Genomic DNA, 17,095 nt, shown 5'->3' with positions numbered 1-17,095 from the left:
ACAAAGCCTAACGTCGGCTGCAAGCCAGCCGCCGCGGCGCCGTCACCGGGCCGCGGCGACTGGCGGGCCCGCCTACTTCGTCACGATCAGCTGCACGTCGCCGTGGCGGCGCAGCACCGAGACCGTGACGTCGTCGTCGTAGCGCTGGAACCGGATGTCCAGGCGCGAGTGACCCAGCTTGACGTTGTAGAGCGTCACGCCGTCGAGGAATCCGGGCAGGACCGGATTCTTCAACCGGACGCTGTTGCGGTCGTGGTCGAGTTCCAGGCCCAGGCAGGCGGCCAGGAACGCGAAGGGCGCTGCCGCGGCCCAGGCCTGCGGGCTGCAGGCCACCGGGTACGCCACGGGACCGCGCTGGCGCCGGCGCATGAAGCCGCAGAACAGTTCCGGCAGCCGCTTCTGGTCCTGGTAGAGCGAGGTGTCGAACATCCCCTGGAAGATGCGCGCCGCCTCGTGCTTGCGGTCGTAGCGGGCCAGCCCCATCGCGATCAGGGCGTTGTCGTGCGGCCAGATCGAGCCGTTGTGGTACGACATCGGGTTGTAGCGCGCCTCGCCCTTGGCGATGGTGCGCACGCCCCAGCCGTTGAAGCCGTCCTTGCCCAGGAGGGTCTCGGCGACCCGGGCGGCCCGCTCCGGCTTGGCGATTCCGGTGAACAGGGCGTGCCCGGCGTTCGACGAGCGCACGGCGCACTGCTTCTTGGAGCCGTCCAGCGCCAGCGCGTAGGTGCCGATCTCCTCGTTCCAGAACGCGGCGTCGAAGCGTTCGCGCAGGGCGGTGGCTTCCTGCGACAGGCGCTCGGCCATCGGATCGTGCCCGAGCAGCGCCGCGAGCTTGGCCATGCCGTTCTTGGCGGCGTAGACGTAGCCCTGCACCTCGCACAGCGCGATCGGGCCCTTGGCGAGTTGGCCATCGGTGTGGAAGATCGAATCGTGGCTGTCCTTCCAGCCCTGGTTCTCGAGGCCTTTGTCGGTGTCGCGGGCGTATTCGACGAAGCCGTCGCCGTCGCGGTCGCCGTACCGGTCCATCCATTCGAGGGCGAGTTCCAGGGATGGCCAGATCGCCTTGATGGTCTCGAGGTCACCCGTGACCGCGTAGTACTCCCAGGCGAGCATCACGAAGAGCGGCGTGCCGTCGATGGTGCCGTAGTAATGGCGGAACGGCACTTCGCCGAGCATCGCCATCTCGCCCCGGCGGGTCTCGTGCAGCACCTTGCCGGGCTGGGCGTCGGCGGCAGGGTCGACCGCCCGGGCCTGGGTCGCGGCGAGGTAGCGCAGGACGCCGCGGCCGAACTTCGGATCGATCCACAGCGCCATCATGGCGGTGATGATGCCGTCGCGGCCGAACACCGTGGAATACCAGGGGATGCCGGCGAACGGGTAGATCCCCTCCGGCGTGCGGCTCGCCAGCATGTAGAGGTCGGCCGTGGCCCGGCACAGGCCCTCGTTGAACTGGTCGTTCGACGAGATGATCGTGGTGATCCCCGCCGTCAGCTCGCGCAGGTCCCGACGCGAATCGCGATAGGCCCGGGCGAAGATCATGCCCTCGGCGAGGTCCTTCGGCTCGCGACGGGCGCCGCCGACATTGGCCGCCAGGGTCAGCTTGGCGGCCGCGTCCTCGCCGACCATCTCGGCGCCCGGGGGCTTCGTGAAGGCCCGGTGGGCCTCGAAGGCCACGCGGATGAACAGGGAGGCACGGCCCTCCGGCGGCAGGGACACGTCGAAGGCCACGCGGCCCGGCTCGATCACGTCCGGCTTCGGGCCGAAGTGGAGGGAGGTCGTGCGCACGATCTCATCGAGCCCGACATAGCGGAACTGCACCTCCCGGTCGCTCGCCACCAGGACGCCGCGCTTGCCGCGCTCCTTGCGGTCCGTCCCGCGCACCTCGAACAGGTCGCGGTAATCGGCATCGAACGTGATGGCGATGCGCAGGCGGCGATGCTTGGAATCGAACGAGCGCAGGCCGATGCGGTCGTAGCAGGCGCCCCGGAACAGGAACTTGGTGCGCTCGATCGCGATGGTCTCGCGCGGGATCGAGGTCTCGTCGTGGGCGTCGAGGCGGATGTCGGGCGTCGTCATGTCGACGCTGAGAGCGCCGTTGTCGTCCTGCATCACCGAGGACAGCATCAGCGGACGCTGGCCCTCCACCGTGAGTTCCAGGCGGGACAGGTACCGGGTGTCCTGAAAGTACAGGCCCTCCGGTCCGGGCTGGACGCCGATATCCCCGTAGGAATCCAGGACGCCGAACGCCTCGCCGAACTTCAGGGCCCGCAGCGGGCGCTCGACCAGCGAGGTGTGAGCCTCGATGTGGTAGGTCGGCAGCACATCGTCAGCGTCCTGGAAGCCAGGGGCTACCGAGACGGTGCCGCCCTGTGTCCGCGCGGTCGCGTCGTGGGCCGCCGTATTCTCCGCCGCCATGCAGAACGTCTCCGAGTGCGTGTGAGGGTACGAATCGAGAGGGCCGCCGCATCAACGCTGATGCGGCGGCCCTCGTGACCATTCGGATGAGGCGCCTTTACGACGCTAGGCCGGGCTGGCCGTCTCTCGCAAGCCCGATGCCGGATCTTAGGCCGGCATCGCGGCGACCGAGATGGCCGGACGCGCGGAGCCGTTGACGTCGCCGTAATGCGGCTGGAACCCGGACTTCTGCATCTGGATCACGTCGGCGCCCCGGGACAGGAGCTCCTCGTAGGCGGCGACGTACTTCTTGACCATGCACTCGGCCGTGAACTGGCTCTCGAAATGGCGGCGCACGCCCTCGCGGCTCATGGTCTTGACCTTGGCCACCGCGTTCACCGCGTCGTCCATGGTCTCGCACAGCACGCCGCTGACGCCGTCCTTGATCACCTCCGGCACGGAGCCGTTGCGGAACGCGATCACCGGCGTGCCGGCCGACATCGCCTCGATCATGACCAGGCCGAAGGGCTCCGGCCAATCGATCGGGAAGGCAAGCGCCAGGGCGTTGCCAAGGAACGCCTTCTTCTGCTCCTCATTGATCTCGCCGATGTACTCGACGAGCGGGTGATGGGTCATCGGCTCGATGACCTCGTCCCAGTAATCCTGGTCCGCCTTATCGACCTTGGCGGCGATCTTGAGCGGCGTGCCCGAGCGGATCGCCATCTCGATGGCACGGTCGGGGCGCTTCTCAGGGGAGATGCGGCCCAGGAACGCCAGGTAGCCGCCCGCAGCATCGGGGGTGTAGGGGCAATTCTGCGACGGCAGGCCGTGATGGATCGTCGCCAGCCAGTTGACGTTCGGCGGCATCGGCTCGCGCTGGTTGTCGGAGATCGACACGAGCGGCATGCCGGTGAACGTGCGGTAGACGGGCATGAAGTCCGGCACGTCGAGCCGACCGTGCATCGTGGTGATGCACTTGTGGTTCAGATCCTCGAACATCGGATACTGGAGCAGGTCGATGTGGAAGTGCAGGATATCGAACTCGTGCGCCCGGCGATGGACCTGATGCAGCATGGCCAGGTGGCTGGCGGTGTGATCCCGGTAGCCGAGCAGGCGCAGGCCCTCGGGCGTGCAGGCGGCGAGCTTGGCCGACGTCTCCGAATCGCCGCTGGCGAACAGGGTGACGTCGTGGCCCTGGCGGACCAGTTCTTCCGTGATCCAGCTGACGACGCGCTCGGTGCCGCCGTAGAACTTCGGAGGGACGGCCTCCGACAACGGAGCGATTTGGGCAATGCGCACGAAGTGTCTCCTGGTTGGCCGACTTTGACGAGAGGTCTAACTCTGACGGCCTGAGCGGGACATGAATGAAACCGACGGCCAAGGTTATGGTTCCTGCGCCTGCAGGTTGTCTCGATAACTTTTGTGCAGCGCGGAAGCTGTCCCCGCATTCCCCGATGCGAGCCTGCTTCCAGGCTGTATGAGCGGAGGGCTGCGATGCCGCCGAAGCCGTTGCCGTGGCTTCGCGTTTCTGTCATAAGCCGCCCCGCGTCGAACCGCCCGGCCGATAGGGCTGCCGTGGCGGCTCGTGCTGCTCCACCAGAAGCATCATCGCGCACACCTCATCCGACCCTCACGGGTCGGCCCGGAGGGATTTTCGCGCAACGGAGAGCCAAATGCCCAAGCTGAAGACCAAATCGGGCGCCAAGAAGCGCTTCAAGATCACCGGCACCGGCAAGGTGATGTACGCCCAGGCCGGCAAGCGCCACGGGATGATCAAGCGGACGACCAAGCAGATCCGCAACCTGCGCGGCACCACGACCCTGTTCGAGGGCGATGCTGCCAACGTGAAGAAGTACTTCCTGCCGAACGCGCGGTAAGCCTTCGTCACCCGTTGCCACTGTCTTTCGTCGAAACCAGGAGATAACCGATGGCCCGCGTCAAACGCGGCGTGACCAGTCACGCGAAGCACAAAAAAGTTCTGAAGGCCGCCAAGGGTTATTACGGCCGGCGCAAGAATACCATCCGCATCGCCAAGCAGGCGGTCGAGAAGGGCATGCAGTATGCCTATCGCGACCGCAAGAATAAGAAGCGCACGTTCCGCGCCCTCTGGATCCAGCGCCTCAACGCGGCGGTCCGGGAGCATGGCCTGACCTATTCGCGCTTCATCAACGGTCTTGCGAAGTCCGGCATCGTCGTCGACCGCAAGGCGCTGTCGGAGTTGGCGATCCACGAGCCGGCGAGCTTCGCCGCCGTGGTCGAGAAGGCCAAGGCCGCCCTCCCCGAGACCACCGCCAAGGCCGCCTGACCTCAGGCCCTCGGCGAGACACAGGAAGGCGCGGCTCTCTCCCGAGAGTCGCGCCTTCTGCGTTCCAGGGGCACGGCCCTGACACGCGCACGCTTGCGCGACGGCGAACAACGCGCGAGAGCACGCCGCAACGGCGGCTCCGACAACCCTGCTCGAAGGCAGCGATGACCGATCTCGATACCCTCGAACGCGACCTCCTGGCTCAAGTGACGGCGGCCTCCGACGAGACGGCCCTCGACGCGGTGCGCGTCGCCGCGCTGGGCAAGAAGGGCAGCGTCTCGGACCTGTTGAAGACGCTGGGCTCGATGACGTCGGACGAGCGCAAGGAGCGCGGGCCCCTGATCAACGGCCTGCGTGACCGGATCCAGGGCGCCGTCACCGCCCGCAAGACCGTTCTGATGGAAGCCGCCCTGGAGGCACGCCTCGCCTCCGAGCGGGTCGACGTGACGCTGCCGTTGCGCGAGGCCCCGGAGGTCCGCGGCCGGATCCATCCGATCACCCAGGTCATCGACGAGATCACGGCGATCTTCGCCGACATGGGCTTCGCCGTCGCGGAAGGCCCCGATATCGAGACCGACGAACTGAACTTCACGGCACTCAACTTCCCGCCCGGCCACCCGGCGCGCGAGATGCACGACACCTTCTTCCTGGCGCCGGACCATGCCGGGAAGCGCAAGGTGCTGCGCACCCACACCTCGCCCGTCCAGATCCGCACGATGCGGTCTCAGACGCCGCCGATCCGGGTGATCATCCCGGGCCGGACCTACCGGCACGATTCCGACCAGACCCACACGCCGATGTTCCACCAGGTCGAGGGCCTGGTGATCGACACGGCGGCCAACATCGCCAACCTGAAGTGGGTGCTGGAGGAGTTCTGCAAGGCGTTCTTCGAGGTCGACGGCGTGAAGATGCGCTTCCGCCCGTCGTTCTTCCCGTTCACCGAGCCGTCGGCCGAGGTCGACATCCAGTGCTCCCGCAAGGGCGGCGAGATCCGCTTCGGCGAGGGCGACGACTGGCTGGAGATCCTAGGCTGCGGGATGGTCCACCCGAACGTCCTGCGCAATTGCGGCCTCGACCCGGACGCCGTGCAGGGCTTCGCCTTCGGGGTCGGCATCGACCGCATCGCCATGCTGAAATACGGCATGCCGGACCTGCGTCCGTTCTTCGACGCGGACGTGCGATGGCTCGACCATTACGGCTTCCGGCCGCTCGACGTGCCGAGCCTGATCGGCGGTCTGACGGGGTAGGGAGAGGTCGGGAGGCGGCGATGATGACTGAGAGCGAGATCCGTACGATCGCCAGCGAGATCCTTGCTCGGACGCTTGGAAGTTCCGGTTACGAGCGGGTCGAGGTGCATCCTGGCTTCGATCACTCCGGCGAGCCGTCCTTGTTCCTGAAAGCGGTCTTCAAACCCGGTTCCGGCGTTACTGACGGAGGGCGATTAAATGGGGCCAACGCCGATTTGCGGATGCAACTCTTGGAGCGGGGCGAAGATCGATTCCCCTATCTGAATGTCGAATATCCCGATGATGAGGTGTTAACGGATGACGAGTGTGGGAATCCGTAATGCCACGGCTCGGCAATCCCATCGTCTACGACCTTCTCGAAGTGGCCGAAACGCTAGCCCACCAGAGCGGTCGGATGAACTTGCGCAAGGCGTCGATGCGACGTGCGGTGAGCACGGCCTATTACGCCGTCTTCCACGGTTTTTGTTTCGTTTGCGCGAGTGTGATCGTCGGCTGGAGCCGAACCGGCGAATTGGAGCCCATCTACCGCATGCTCGATCATGGCCAAGCGAGGAAGCGTCTCACCTCCGCTGAGGCAGCCGAGATCGGACCTGTCGTGGCCAGGATCGGTGCGACCTTCGCGTTTCTCCAGGAGCGGCGTCACCTCGCCGATTACAGCCCTCCGGCCCTGCTCGTGAACAAGAATGAAACACTCGCGATCGTGGCTCGCGCCGGAGAGGCCGTGGAGGCTCTTGAGTCCCTGGGCGACGATCAACGCCGCAAGCTGGCCATCCTCCTCATAACGAAAGCCCGGCTCTCTTGAGCCGAGAGGTTACGATCGATGAAATTCACCCTCTCCTGGCTCAAGGAACACCTCGACACCGAGGCGTCCCTCGACACCATCGCCGAGACGCTGACGCGCATCGGTCTCGAGGTCGAGGGCGTCGAGGACAAGGCGGCCGCGCTCAAGCCCTACGTCGTCGCCCGGATCCTGACGGCCGAGCAGCATCCGAACGCCGACCGACTCCGGGTCTGCACCGTCGAGACCGGGGCCGGCGCGCCGATCCAGGTGGTCTGCGGTGCGCCGAACGCACGCGCGGGTCTCGTCTCGGTGTTCGCGCCGCCCGGCACCTACGTGCCCGGGAAGGCGATCACCCTCTCGGTCGGCACGATCCGCGGCGTCGAGAGCCACGGCATGTTGTGCTCGGGGGCGGAACTCGGACTCGGGGATGACCATGACGGCATCCTCGAACTCCCGGCCGATGCGCCGGTCGGCCAGGGCTACGCCCTCTATGCCGGGCTCGACGATGCGGTCATCGAGATCAACCTGACGCCGAACCGTCCGGACTGCACCTCGGTGCACGGCATCGCCCGCGACCTCGCGGCGACCGGGATCGGCACCCTCAAGCACGAGGCTGCGCCGGGTGTGCGCGGCGAAGGCCCCTGCCCGGTCGAGGTCGACCTGTCCTTCGCACCCGAGGATCGCCGGCTCTGCCCGCTCTTCGCTCTGCGGCTCGTGCGGGGCGTGAAGAACGGTCCGTCGCCGGCCTGGATGCAGGCCCGGCTGCGGGCGATCGGTCTTCGGCCGATCAACGCGCTCGTGGACATCACCAACTACGTCACCTTCGATCGCGGCCGGCCGCTGCACGTGTTCGACGCCGCCAAGGTCTCGGGTCATCTGACGGTGCGGCGCGCCCAGGAGGGCGAGAGCCTGCTGGCGCTCGACGGGCGGACCTACCCGCTCACCGACGACGCCGTGGTGATCGCCGACCAAGCCGGCGTCGAATCGATCGCCGGCATCATGGGCGGCCAGGCCTCCGGCTGCGACGAGACCACCACGGACGTGCTGATCGAATCGGCCCTGTGGGATCCGGCCAACATCGCCCAGTCCGGGCGCCGGCTCGGCATCATCACCGATGCGCGCTACCGGTTCGAGCGCGGCGTCGACCCGGCCTTCACAATCCCCGGCCTCGACCTTGCCACGCGCCTCGTGGTCGATCTGTGCGGGGGCACGCCCTCCCAGGCGACGATCGCCGGCGAGCCGCCGGAGGCGGAGCGGATCATCGATTTCCCTTGGACCGAGGTGCGGCGCCTGGCCGGCATCGAGCTGCCGCGAATCGAGATTAAGCTGATCCTGGAGACGCTGGGTTTCCACATCTCCGGCACCGGTGACCGGGTGAAGGTCCTGACGCCGTCCTGGCGGCCCGATGTCGAGGGCAAGGCAGACCTGGTCGAGGAGGTCATCCGCATCGCCGGCCTGGACCGGATCGAGCCGAAGCCGCTGCCGCGACTTGCCGGGATCGGCCGGCCGCTGCTCACGGTCATGCAGAAGCGCACCCGGACGGCCAAGCGGGCCCTGGCGAGCCGCGGACTGATGGAAGCGGTGACCTGGTCCTTCGTCCCGCATTCCGATGCCGAGCTGTTCGGCGGTGGCGGCGCCGACCTCGTGCTCGCCAACCCGATCGCGTCCGAACTGTCGGACATGCGCCCGAGCCTCGTGCCGGGCCTGCTGCGGGCGGCGCAGCGCAACGCCGACCGCGGCTACCCGGACGCGGCCCTGTTCGAGGTCGGCCAGTGCTTCGCCTCGGACGAGCCGGAAGGGCAGAGCATCCGCGCCGCCGCCGTGCGCCGCGGCAGTGCCACCCTGACGGGCGCCGGGCGCCATTGGGACGGCGCGGCCAAGACCGTCGACGTGTTCGACGCCAAGGCCGACGCGCTGGCCCTGCTCGGCGCCCTCGGCGTGCCGACGGGGGGCCTGCAGGTGGCTGCGGGCGGCCCGGCCTGGCTCCATCCGGGCCGCTCGGGCACGCTGCGCTTCGGGCCGAAATCGGAGATCGGCTGGTTCGGCGAGGTCCATCCGCGGACCCTGCAGGCGCTGGACCTCAAGGGCAGCCTGGTGGCGTTCGAGATCGTGCTCGACGCCCTGCCGCTGCCCAAGCACAAGCCGACCAAGGCCAAGCCCGCTCTGGCCCTGTCCGAGTTCCAGCCGCTGTCCCGCGACTTCGCCTTCGTGGTCGGCCGCGACGTCCCGGCCGGCGACATCGTCAAGGCGGCCCAGGGGGCGGAGCGCAAGCTGGTCACCGGCGTCGAGGTGTTCGACCTCTACGAGGGGGCCGGCGTGCCCGACGGGTCCAAGTCGGTGGCCATCGCGGTCCGCCTGCAGCCGGTGGAGCGAACCCTGACCGATGCCGAGATCGAGGCGGTGAGCGCCAAGATCGTCACCGAAGTCTCGCGCCGGACCGGCGCGACCCTTCGGTCCTGAGGAGAGCGGCATGAACCGGATCGCAGCGCTCATCGAGGACTTGGCAGCGTCCGAGCACCGGCCGACCAAGGCGCTGCGGGAGGCGCTCGAACATCCGGCCGAGATCGCCGAGGCGACGCTGCCGCTGCTGGAGGCCGCGGCCAACGGTGACGAGCTCACCCCGGAGCAGGAGAACCTCCTGTTCTGGGGCCTGCACGTCCTGGCGCATGCCCGGGACACGCGCGCCCTCGCGCCGCTCCTCAAGCTCCTCCGGCAGGACGAGGACACGCTCGACGCGATCCTGGGCGACGCCGTGACGGCGACGCTGTCCAAGGTCGTGGCGAGCCTGTTCGACGGGGATCACCAGCCCCTGTTCCGGCTGATCCTCGACAGCACGGTCGATGACCTCACCCGCATGGCGCTGCTGTCGGCCTGCACCTTCCTGACCCTCGAGGGCCGGATCGACCGCGACGCGATGCACGCGCTGCTGGTCCGGTTCGACGACGCGCAGGCGGCCGTCGAGGAGGGACCGGCCTGGGTCGGCTGGGAGGAGGCGATCGCACATCTGGGCTTTCGCGATCTCGCCCCGCGTGCCGCGGCGGCCCGGGCGGACGGGCGGATCACCGACGAGATCAGCGACGCCGCCTGGTTCAAGGAGGCGCTGCGCAAGGCCGAGACCAAGCCGGAGGACCGGGATCGTCTCGGGCCCTACCAGTACGGCTATCTCGACGATCCGGTCGAAGCGCTCGACTGGACCGCGGAGGGCGCCGGCGAGCCGCAGCGCAATCCGTTGAAGGATGTCGGGCGCAACGATCCGTGTCCCTGCGGCTCGGGCAAGAAGTTCAAGAAGTGCTGCCTCGGCAAGACGGAGACTGACGGCCCGTGGATGCCGCCGGGCGCTCTACTGGGCTGAGGCCGCGGTGCCGCTGAGCGGATTGTCCGGGTCCCAGCCGTAGCGCAGCGTCTCGAATCGCATCGAGCGAGCGTCCACCATGAGCAGGCGCCCGACCAGCAGCTCGCCGAATTGGGCCACGGCACGGATCACCTCCATGGCCATCAGCGAGCCCATCACGCCGGCCAGCGCCCCGAGCACGCCGGCCTCCGCGCAGGCCGGCACGCTGCCGGGCGGCGGCGGGTTGGGGAACAGGCAGCGATAGGTCGGATTCGGCTTGCCGTCCGGGCCGGTCTCGTGCGCGCGGATCGTGGTGAGCGTGCCGTCGAACCGGCCGAGCGCAGCGGTCACCAGCGGTCGCCCGGCGTGGAAGCAGGCATCCGAGACGGCGTAGCGGGTGGCGAAGTTGTCGGAGCCGTCGGCGACGAGGTCGTAGCCCGCGATCAGGTCGACGGCATTGTCCGGCGCGATGCGGAACGGGTGCTGGATCACCGCCACGTGCGGGTTGAGGCGTTCGACCGCGTCGGCCGCGCTCTCGACTTTCGGCCGGCCGAGATCCGGCGTGCCGTGAATCACCTGGCGCTGCAGGTTCGACAGCGAGACGGTGTCGTCGTCGACGATGCCGATCGTGCCGATGCCGGCGGCCGCGAGATACTGGATCAGCGGCGCGCCGAGCCCCCCTGCCCCGATCACCAGCACCCGGGCCGCCTTGAGGCGTGCCTGCCCGGGGCCGCCGACCTCGGCCAGGACCAGGTGACGGGCGTAGCGTTCGATCTCTTCGGGAGCCAGGGCCATGGCCCCGAGATAGTCGCCTCCGCGGCTTTGCGGAAGCGCTACAAATGCGAACGCCGCCCCGGGTCAGGAGGCGGCGTAAATCGCTGTGGCCGAGCGGATCAGCGCGGCGCGAGGATCATGATCATCTGGCGGCCTTCGAGCATCGGCTCGCTCTCCACCTTGGCGATCTCGGCCGTCTCGTTCTTCACGCGCTCCAGGAGGCGCAGGCCGATATCCTGGTGAGCCATCTCACGACCACGGAAGCGCAGGGTCACCTTGACCTTGTCGCCCTCCTCGAAGAAGCGGTGAACCGACTTCATCTTGGTGTCGTAATCGTGCTTGTCGATGCCGGGGCGGAGCTTGATCTCCTTGACCTCGACGGTCTTCTGCCGCTTGCGCGCCTCGTTTTGCTTCTTCTGCTCGTTGAAGCGGAAGCGCCCGTAATCGAGCAGCTTGCAGACGGGCGGCACCGAGTTCGGCGCGATCTCCACGAGATCGAGGCCGGCTTCCTCAGCGAGAGTCAGCGCGTCGAAGAAGGGGACGACGCCGCGGTTCTGCCCGGTATCGTCGATCAGCTGCACTTCCCGCACCCCGCGAATGTCGCGGTTGGCGCGCGGCCCGTCCTTCTGCGGGGCCGGCATGGCTCTCATCGGTCTACGAATGGCTTCGGTCTCCTGCTGCAACGACGAAACGGCGGACCTGGCGACCCGTTCCTCGGATCCCCTGACCGCCAGCCGTTCCGGTCTCTCCCGGACCTACTACGTTGGAGGAAGCTCCACGAGAGTCAACGGGTCGCCGACGCGGTCGGCGAAATAATCGGCACCCCGGGGTCGTCTGGCCGGCCCACCGTGCCCGGAGGCCACGGCTTGTCAGGTGTGCCGCCCGAGCAACTGGGCGTAGACCGCCAAGGTGTCGCTGGCCATGCGCTCAAGGGAGAAATTCGCCTCCACATGGGCCCGTCCGCGCCGGACCAGGGCATCGCGGGCGCTGGCACCGAGAGACAATGCTTCGGTGAGGGCTGCGGCGAGCGCGCCGGCATCGCCTGGCGGCACGCGCCAGCCCGTCCGCTGGCCGGACGCGACGTCCGGCGGCGCCAGCACCGTCTCGGGCACCGCGCCGAGATCGGAGACCACCACGGGCGTGCCCAGCGCCTGGGCTTCCACGGCCGAGCGGCCGAACGCCTCCGGCTCCACGGACGGGACGGCCACCACGGACGCTGCGCGGAAAGCCGCGGGCATGTCGGTGCAGTGGCCGACCCGACGCACGATGCCGCCCAGGCCCCGGGCGGCGATCAGCGCATCGAGCTCGCGCTCGTAGGACGTCCGACCCTGCGGATCGCCGGCGAGCACAACCGCGAGGTCCGACACGCCCCGATCCCGCATCTGCGCGGCGGCGTCGATCAGCACCCGATGACCCTTCCAGGCGGTCAGGCGGGCCGCGAGCAGGATCACCCGCTCGTGGGGCGCCACGTTCCAGGCCCGGCGCAGGGCCTCGACCCGTCCGGCGCCCACCGCCACCGGATTGAACACCGCGAGATCCGTGCCCCGGTGGATGACCCGGACGCGGTCGCCGGCCTGCTCGGCGTGCAGCCGGTGGATCAGGTCGGCGGTGTAGCGCGAGTTGGCGATCACCACGTCGCCCCGGGCCATCACGGAATTGTACAGCACCTTCACGCCGGTCCGGCCGGAATAGCTGCCGTGATAGGTCGTGACGAACGGCAGGCCGAGCCGGCGTGCGGCCCCGAGCGCGACCCAGGCCGGCGCCCGGGAGCGGGCGTGGACGATCTGCACGCCCTCGCGCCGACACAGGGCCATCAGCCGCACGACGTTGATCGCCATGCTGGCCGGATTCTTCGACGCGGCCGGGAAACGGAGCCAATGCCCGCCCTTCGCCTGAAGCTCGCCGATGAGGCGGCCGCCCTCGGTGGCGACCAGGGCCCGGGCGCCCACCGCGGCCAAGGCGCCGGCCACGTCGACGGTCGTCCGCTCGGCGCCACCGGCATCGAGTTCCGGGATGATCTGCAGGACGCGGGCGCCCGCAAGGACATCGATTTCGGCGGGGAAGCCCGTGAGGCCGCGCGTCACATCACCCATCCGCGCTCGTTCGGCGTGGAGACGCAAGCCTCCCGCCGGCATCTGCAACATGCTGGTACCCATTGCTCCAGCATCGCGGTCGCGCTTTACGGTCTGGTAAACGCAGGCTGAAGCCGATCCGGTCAGGGATGGACTTCTTCAGGATCGAGATAGGCCTACCGGAGAGATCGATGACCGATACAGGGCCGAACTTCATCAGCGTCGGCGAAGGTAAGGCCGCACGCAAGATCGCCGTGCGGGTTCGAGAGGGCGCGAGGCCGCCGGTGGTCTGGCTCGGGGGGTTCCGCTCCGACATGACCGCCACCAAAGCCGCGGCCCTGGACGCGTGGGCCGCGGAGGAAAAGCGCGCCTTGGTGCGGTTCGACTATGCCGGCCACGGCGCCTCCGGCGGCACCTTCGCCGACTGCACCATCTCGTCCTGGCTGGAGGACGCTCAGGCGGTCCTGTCGGCCTTCGTGCCCGAGCCGCCGATCCTGGTCGGTTCGTCGATGGGCGGCTGGATCGCGTGCCTCGCCGCCCGCGACCGCGCCGCGCTCGGCCAGACGACGGCGGCGCTGGTGCTGGTCGCTCCGGCCCTGGACTTCACTGAAGACCTGATCTGGTCCAACCTCGACGAACCGGCCCGCGCGATGATGAAGCGAGAGGGTATGCTCCGCCGGCCGAGCGACTACGCGCCGGAGCCCGATCCGATCACCCTGGCGCTGATCGAGGATGGTCGCGGCAACAGGCTGCTCGAGCGCCCCTTCGACCCCGCCTGTCCCGTCCACATCCTGCAGGGGATGCGCGACCCGGACGTGCCGTATCAGCACGCCCTGAAGACGGTGAGCCGCCTTCCCGCCGAGGGCACCGTGCTCACGCTGATCGCGGACGGAGACCACCGCCTGTCACGGCCGCAGGACATTGCGCGGCTCGTGGCGGCGGTGGCGGAGTTCGCCTGACTAGCACGGCCTGCCCGGCGTCAGTGCAGGCTGACGGCGTGGAGGTCCTGGGCGACGGCATTGGCCAGAACCACATCCCGCGAATCGGCCAGCATGATCGGCTCGCCGCTCGCCGAGAGCAGGGCGAACAGGTCGAGACCGGGCATCAGTTCCGGGGCCTGCGGGAACAGGCGACGCACCTCGTCGGAGCGGATCGGGCGGACGTAGGCGATATGGCCCTCGCCGAGCGCCGCGAGATCCGCCGGGTTGAACTCGGTCGGGTCGAGATCGGCGGGGGTGAGGGGCGATGCGTTCAAGTTCGTCATGTCTAGCCCTCCTGGGGTGGCAGAGCGTCTACCTCCGGTCCCGGAGGCACCGGTGGTTCCATCCTGATGTGGGGTGTTCCGGCGTCCAATCAATCGATTGCAGGCATCGCTGGGCTGCGTTCACGCCGCACCCTGGATCGCCGACCCGCTAGCCGCGCGCACCGATATCGATCTTGCGCACGATCCGGTCGGGTTCCGGGCGGACGAGATCGATGGAGAGCAGGCCGTTGGCCAGATCCGCCCCCAGGACCACCATGCCGTCGGCCAGCAGGAACGTCCGCTGGAACTGGCGCGCCGCGATGCCACGGTGCAGGAAGTGCCGCTCACGCTCGTCCACCTGTCGGCCGCGGACGACCAGCTGATTCTCCTCCAGCGTCACGTCGAGTTGGTCCTGGGTGAAGCCGGCCACCGCGAGCGTGATGCGCAAGCGTTCAGGCTCGCGCTCCGTGCGGGGCAGCCGTTCGATATTATAGGGGGGATACCCGTCGTTGGCGCCCTTGGCGACCCGGTCAAGCGCCTGCTCGATCTCGTCGAAGCCGAGCAGGAACGGGTGCCCGAAGGGCGAGGGTCGAGTCATTGCGGCCGCCATCCTCACAGCGAGGCCTCCGACCCCAAGGCTAGCCGCAGCCCGCGGATCTCCGAGCACCTCGACGCTATGGAGCCCGTCCGGGACAGCGCTCCGCCGGGCGGAACGCCGCCGGTGAGTGGGATATGGCCGAGGGAGGCAACCCCATCAAGGGAACGGTTTAATTCTCATACCCGCCCCAGCAGTGCACCGCGAAAAAGCGAACGAACCAGGATAATTCGGCATATTCAAACGGGATATTTTAGCAAGTCCACGAGCAGCCACGCTTCTGACTAACAGTTTGGAACTGCTCTGATTTTCGCGTCGGGCCTTGATCCAGGAAGCGCCCATGTCTACTGCCGCGACTGGTGATCGTCCGGGTCGGACGGACGCTCGCCGGAAGTTCCCGAACCCGACGGGATGCAGTGGAGTCCCGATGAGCGCGCCTTCGACACCGGCAAGTCATGCGGCGATGCAGCGTGTCGCCGACGTGTGCGGCGACGAGGCCGATATCCTGGCGCTGTCGGTGGCTCGGTTCGTCGCGGCCGGGTACATGACCAGCGACATCGCCTGCTGGAATGCCGCCTTCGACGGCGCGGAACAACTCCTCGGCGCGGCTGAGGGCTGCCGTTTCGTCGCGAGCGTGGTCGCGATCGTGCGCGCGCTGAGGGCGGAGCGCGAGGACGACTGGTCCTTCATGCCGGCGAGCTGCTGCCGGGTCACCGGCCACGAATGCGCCCTGGTCGCCCTGATCGGTCGTGGCCGACGTCGGCTCTGGGCCGACCTCGAAGAGGCGGCTGCCGAAATCACCGGGCGGGAAGCGGCGCCCCGTCTGGTCGAGGCGGTCCGTGCCGCTGTGGCGACCCTCGACGCGGCGGCGGAGCGCCTGGCGCCGGCAGCCTGCCCGCGGCGGGTCGTGCTTCACTGAGTCGGCCGCTTCGACGGCCTGGTCCGGCTGCGGCCGACCCTGAGGAAAGAGGAAATCAGTCTGGTGCTTGCCCTGAGCGTCCCACTGTACCGCCGACGGATCGGTCGGATCGCCCTCGATACGGCCGCGTGCTTCGCACTCTCGGCGCTCCTGGTCGCGTCGGCGCTGGCGCAGGACGCCGGCGCCGACAAGACGCCGCTGAAGCTGCAGCTCAACAAGGTCGAGACCGCGGGCGAGGCGTGCCGGGTGACCATGGTGGTCGACAATTCCAAGGGCGCCGGCCTCAAATCCTACAAGGTCGACCTGTTCGCGTTCGATCCCGAGGGGGTGGCCCAGAAGCGCGTCGCGGTGGAACTCGGCCCCCTTCCGGCCCGCAAGACCATCGTGAAGATCTTCGACTTCCCCGGCATCGCCTGCGGCAAGGTCGGACGGGTGCTTCTGAACGACGTCCTGGCCTGCGATGGCGGCGATGCCGCCCGCGAGGCTTGCCTGGAGCGGACCGAGACCGAGAGCAAGGCCGGCCTCGCCTTCGACCGCTGATGCAGGCGCCATAAGGGTCGGTTCGACCAAACCGTCCGGCGGTGCGCCGCCGGACGGCCAGCGGCTTTCGCCGCCCCCCGATGCGATGGCGGCCTCAGGCCGCGTGACACCACGATCCCAGGAGCCCCTGATGGACCCGACACAAGCCCCGACCGAGGTCGCCCACGACTTCTCGTTCCTCGGCCTGTTCCTGCAGGCCGACCCGATCGTGAAGGGCGTGATGATCCTGCTGGTCATCGCCTCGATCGCGTGCTGGACGGTGGTGTTCGAGAAGATCATCCGGCTCTCCGCGGCACGGCGTCAGGCGAAGGCGTTCGAGAAACTGGTGCGGTCCGGTGGCAGCCTCGACGGCAATCACAAGGGCCTGACCGGCCACGTCGTGAAGGCCGCCATCGAGGCGTGGCGCGACCAGGACCCGACCGAGACCCGGGCCGAACGGCGCGAGCGGATCGAGCGGGCCATGCGCGGCGCGCTCGGCCTCGAAGTGAAGCGCCTGCGCACCGGCCTGTCGCTGCTGGCGACTTCGGGCTCCACGGCCCCGTTCGTCGGCCTGTTCGGCACGGTCTGGGGCATCATGAACTCCTTCTCGTCGATCGCGCGGAGCCAGGACACCTCGCTCGCCGTCGTCGCCCCGGGCATCGCCGAGGCGCTGTTCGCCACCGCCATCGGCCTGGTCGTCGCGATCCCGGCCGTGATGGCCTACAACAAGCTCGCCGGCGACATCGGCGGCATCCAAAGCTCCTTCACGTCCTACATTTCGCTGCTGGGCGATCGCCTCGCCCGCGAGCGGACGGGGGCCGGGCAGCACCGCGCGGCCGCCGAGTAGGTCTCCCTCGGCGCAGGGGCCCGTCGCGAGCGGGCCCGGCGCTCCGTCCCTGATCCGAGGCGCCCAGC

18 protein-coding genes are annotated in these 17,095 nt (G+C 68.6%); 11 read left to right on the top strand and 7 right to left on the bottom strand.

Annotated features, from left to right (window positions below; genetic code table 11):
• Positions 1 to 72: 72 nt before the first annotated feature.
• Positions 73 to 2,415: an amylo-alpha-1,6-glucosidase gene (locus tag MFF40_RS00220; protein ID WP_147854530.1), complete on the bottom strand. Its 2,343-nt coding sequence runs from the start codon at positions 2,413 to 2,415 to the stop codon at positions 73 to 75.
• A 147-nt stretch (positions 2,416 to 2,562) separates the two neighbouring features.
• On the bottom strand, positions 2,563 to 3,693 hold the full coding sequence (locus MFF40_RS00215; RefSeq protein WP_147854529.1) for a glycosyltransferase family 4 protein: 1,131 nt from the start codon (positions 3,691 to 3,693) through the stop codon (positions 2,563 to 2,565).
• 374 nt (positions 3,694 to 4,067) lie between these two features.
• On the opposite strand from MFF40_RS00215, the gene rpmI reads away from it, so the two are divergent.
• From rpmI to MFF40_RS00180, 7 genes are all read left to right on the top strand, one after another.
• Complete coding sequence (gene rpmI / locus MFF40_RS00210) at positions 4,068 to 4,271, top strand: 50S ribosomal protein L35 (RefSeq protein WP_007561407.1); 204 nt, start codon at positions 4,068 to 4,070, stop codon at positions 4,269 to 4,271.
• A gap of 50 nt (positions 4,272 to 4,321) precedes the next feature.
• Positions 4,322 to 4,699: a 50S ribosomal protein L20 gene (gene rplT, locus MFF40_RS00205; RefSeq protein WP_007561402.1), complete on the top strand. Its 378-nt coding sequence runs from the start codon at positions 4,322 to 4,324 to the stop codon at positions 4,697 to 4,699.
• Between the two features lie 164 nt (positions 4,700 to 4,863).
• A complete protein-coding gene (gene pheS, locus MFF40_RS00200) occupies positions 4,864 to 5,946 on the top strand; it encodes a phenylalanine--tRNA ligase subunit alpha (RefSeq protein WP_147854528.1) in 1,083 nt (360 codons plus the stop codon).
• A gap of 23 nt (positions 5,947 to 5,969) precedes the next feature.
• Positions 5,970 to 6,266, top strand: a complete 297-nt coding sequence (locus MFF40_RS00195; protein ID WP_238259322.1) for a hypothetical protein — start codon at positions 5,970 to 5,972, stop codon at positions 6,264 to 6,266.
• The gene (locus tag MFF40_RS00190) at positions 6,266 to 6,748 is read left to right on the top strand and encodes a hypothetical protein (protein WP_147854526.1); all 483 of its coding nucleotides are present in this window, start codon (positions 6,266 to 6,268) and stop codon (positions 6,746 to 6,748) included. The genes MFF40_RS00195 and MFF40_RS00190 overlap by 1 nt, the downstream gene beginning before the upstream one ends.
• Positions 6,749 to 6,766: 18 nt before the next feature.
• Entirely contained in the window at positions 6,767 to 9,187 is a 2,421-nt protein-coding gene (pheT, locus tag MFF40_RS00185; protein ID WP_147896903.1) for a phenylalanine--tRNA ligase subunit beta, read from the top strand.
• A 10-nt stretch (positions 9,188 to 9,197) separates the two neighbouring features.
• Positions 9,198 to 10,079: a DUF1186 domain-containing protein gene (locus tag MFF40_RS00180; RefSeq protein WP_147856949.1), complete on the top strand. Its 882-nt coding sequence runs from the start codon at positions 9,198 to 9,200 to the stop codon at positions 10,077 to 10,079.
• Here MFF40_RS00180 and MFF40_RS00175 read toward each other — a convergent pair.
• From MFF40_RS00175 to MFF40_RS00165, 3 genes are all read right to left on the bottom strand, one after another.
• A complete protein-coding gene (locus MFF40_RS00175; protein WP_147856950.1) occupies positions 10,068 to 10,853 on the bottom strand; it encodes a HesA/MoeB/ThiF family protein in 786 nt (261 codons plus the stop codon). The genes MFF40_RS00180 and MFF40_RS00175 overlap by 12 nt on opposite strands.
• Positions 10,854 to 10,951: 98 nt before the next feature.
• A complete protein-coding gene (gene infC / locus MFF40_RS00170) occupies positions 10,952 to 11,473 on the bottom strand; it encodes a translation initiation factor IF-3 (protein WP_007561393.1) in 522 nt (173 codons plus the stop codon).
• A 228-nt stretch (positions 11,474 to 11,701) separates the two neighbouring features.
• Positions 11,702 to 12,925, bottom strand: coding sequence for a glycosyltransferase family 4 protein (locus tag MFF40_RS00165; protein WP_187278060.1), 1,224 nt, complete (start codon positions 12,923 to 12,925; stop codon positions 11,702 to 11,704).
• Between the two features lie 170 nt (positions 12,926 to 13,095).
• Between MFF40_RS00165 and MFF40_RS00160 the strand changes: the two genes are divergently transcribed.
• Positions 13,096 to 13,863: an alpha/beta hydrolase gene (locus MFF40_RS00160; RefSeq protein WP_238259320.1), complete on the top strand. Its 768-nt coding sequence runs from the start codon at positions 13,096 to 13,098 to the stop codon at positions 13,861 to 13,863.
• Between the two features lie 20 nt (positions 13,864 to 13,883).
• Here MFF40_RS00160 and MFF40_RS00155 read toward each other — a convergent pair whose 3' ends face one another.
• Both MFF40_RS00155 and MFF40_RS00150 read right to left on the bottom strand, forming a co-directional pair.
• A complete protein-coding gene (locus MFF40_RS00155) occupies positions 13,884 to 14,168 on the bottom strand; it encodes a BQ00720 family protein (RefSeq protein ID WP_147854535.1) in 285 nt (94 codons plus the stop codon).
• Between the two features lie 148 nt (positions 14,169 to 14,316).
• Positions 14,317 to 14,745 (bottom strand): Hsp20 family protein, encoded by a 429-nt coding sequence (locus tag MFF40_RS00150; protein ID WP_147854536.1) that lies wholly within the window; start codon positions 14,743 to 14,745, stop codon positions 14,317 to 14,319.
• Between the two features lie 424 nt (positions 14,746 to 15,169).
• Here MFF40_RS00150 and MFF40_RS00145 point away from each other — a divergent pair, with 424 nt between their 5' ends.
• From MFF40_RS00145 to MFF40_RS00135, 3 genes are all read left to right on the top strand, one after another.
• Positions 15,170 to 15,661: a hypothetical protein gene (locus MFF40_RS00145; protein ID WP_147854537.1), complete on the top strand. Its 492-nt coding sequence runs from the start codon at positions 15,170 to 15,172 to the stop codon at positions 15,659 to 15,661.
• A gap of 63 nt (positions 15,662 to 15,724) precedes the next feature.
• Entirely contained in the window at positions 15,725 to 16,201 is a 477-nt protein-coding gene (locus MFF40_RS00140) for a Tat pathway signal protein (RefSeq protein ID WP_147854538.1), read from the top strand.
• A 130-nt stretch (positions 16,202 to 16,331) separates the two neighbouring features.
• Complete coding sequence (locus MFF40_RS00135) at positions 16,332 to 17,027, top strand: MotA/TolQ/ExbB proton channel family protein (protein ID WP_238259318.1); 696 nt, start codon at positions 16,332 to 16,334, stop codon at positions 17,025 to 17,027.
• Positions 17,028 to 17,095: the final 68 nt, after the last annotated feature.

The sequence above is a fragment of the Methylobacterium mesophilicum genome, from assembly GCF_022179445.1.
GTDB lineage: Bacteria > Pseudomonadota > Alphaproteobacteria > Rhizobiales > Beijerinckiaceae > Methylobacterium > Methylobacterium mesophilicum.
Note: the sequence above shows the minus strand (reverse complement) of the source record. Positions and strands in the feature narration are given on the sequence as shown.

Bases quoted from the DNA above. Each gene is read 5' to 3' on its own strand.
- MFF40_RS00220 (WP_147854530.1), bottom strand. From the start codon at position 2,415: ATGGCGGCGGAGAATACGGCGGCCCACGACGCGACCGCGCGGACACAG.
- rpmI (WP_007561407.1), top strand. From the start codon at position 4,068: ATGCCCAAGCTGAAGACCAAATCGGGCGCCAAGAAGCGCTTCAAGATC.
- rplT (WP_007561402.1), top strand. From the start codon at position 4,322: ATGGCCCGCGTCAAACGCGGCGTGACCAGTCACGCGAAGCACAAAAAA.
- pheS (WP_147854528.1), top strand. From the start codon at position 4,864: ATGACCGATCTCGATACCCTCGAACGCGACCTCCTGGCTCAAGTGACG.
- MFF40_RS00195 (WP_238259322.1), top strand. From the start codon at position 5,970: ATGACTGAGAGCGAGATCCGTACGATCGCCAGCGAGATCCTTGCTCGG.
- MFF40_RS00190 (WP_147854526.1), top strand. From the start codon at position 6,266: ATGCCACGGCTCGGCAATCCCATCGTCTACGACCTTCTCGAAGTGGCC.
- pheT (WP_147896903.1), top strand. From the start codon at position 6,767: ATGAAATTCACCCTCTCCTGGCTCAAGGAACACCTCGACACCGAGGCG.
- MFF40_RS00180 (WP_147856949.1), top strand. From the start codon at position 9,198: ATGAACCGGATCGCAGCGCTCATCGAGGACTTGGCAGCGTCCGAGCAC.
- MFF40_RS00175 (WP_147856950.1), bottom strand. From the start codon at position 10,853: ATGGCCCTGGCTCCCGAAGAGATCGAACGCTACGCCCGTCACCTGGTC.
- infC (WP_007561393.1), bottom strand. From the start codon at position 11,473: ATGCCGGCCCCGCAGAAGGACGGGCCGCGCGCCAACCGCGACATTCGC.
- MFF40_RS00165 (WP_187278060.1), bottom strand. From the start codon at position 12,925: ATGGGTGATGTGACGCGCGGCCTCACGGGCTTCCCCGCCGAAATCGAT.
- MFF40_RS00160 (WP_238259320.1), top strand. From the start codon at position 13,096: ATGACCGATACAGGGCCGAACTTCATCAGCGTCGGCGAAGGTAAGGCC.
- MFF40_RS00155 (WP_147854535.1), bottom strand. From the start codon at position 14,168: ATGACGAACTTGAACGCATCGCCCCTCACCCCCGCCGATCTCGACCCG.
- MFF40_RS00150 (WP_147854536.1), bottom strand. From the start codon at position 14,745: ATGACTCGACCCTCGCCCTTCGGGCACCCGTTCCTGCTCGGCTTCGAC.
- MFF40_RS00145 (WP_147854537.1), top strand. From the start codon at position 15,170: ATGAGCGCGCCTTCGACACCGGCAAGTCATGCGGCGATGCAGCGTGTC.
- MFF40_RS00135 (WP_238259318.1), top strand. From the start codon at position 16,332: ATGGACCCGACACAAGCCCCGACCGAGGTCGCCCACGACTTCTCGTTC.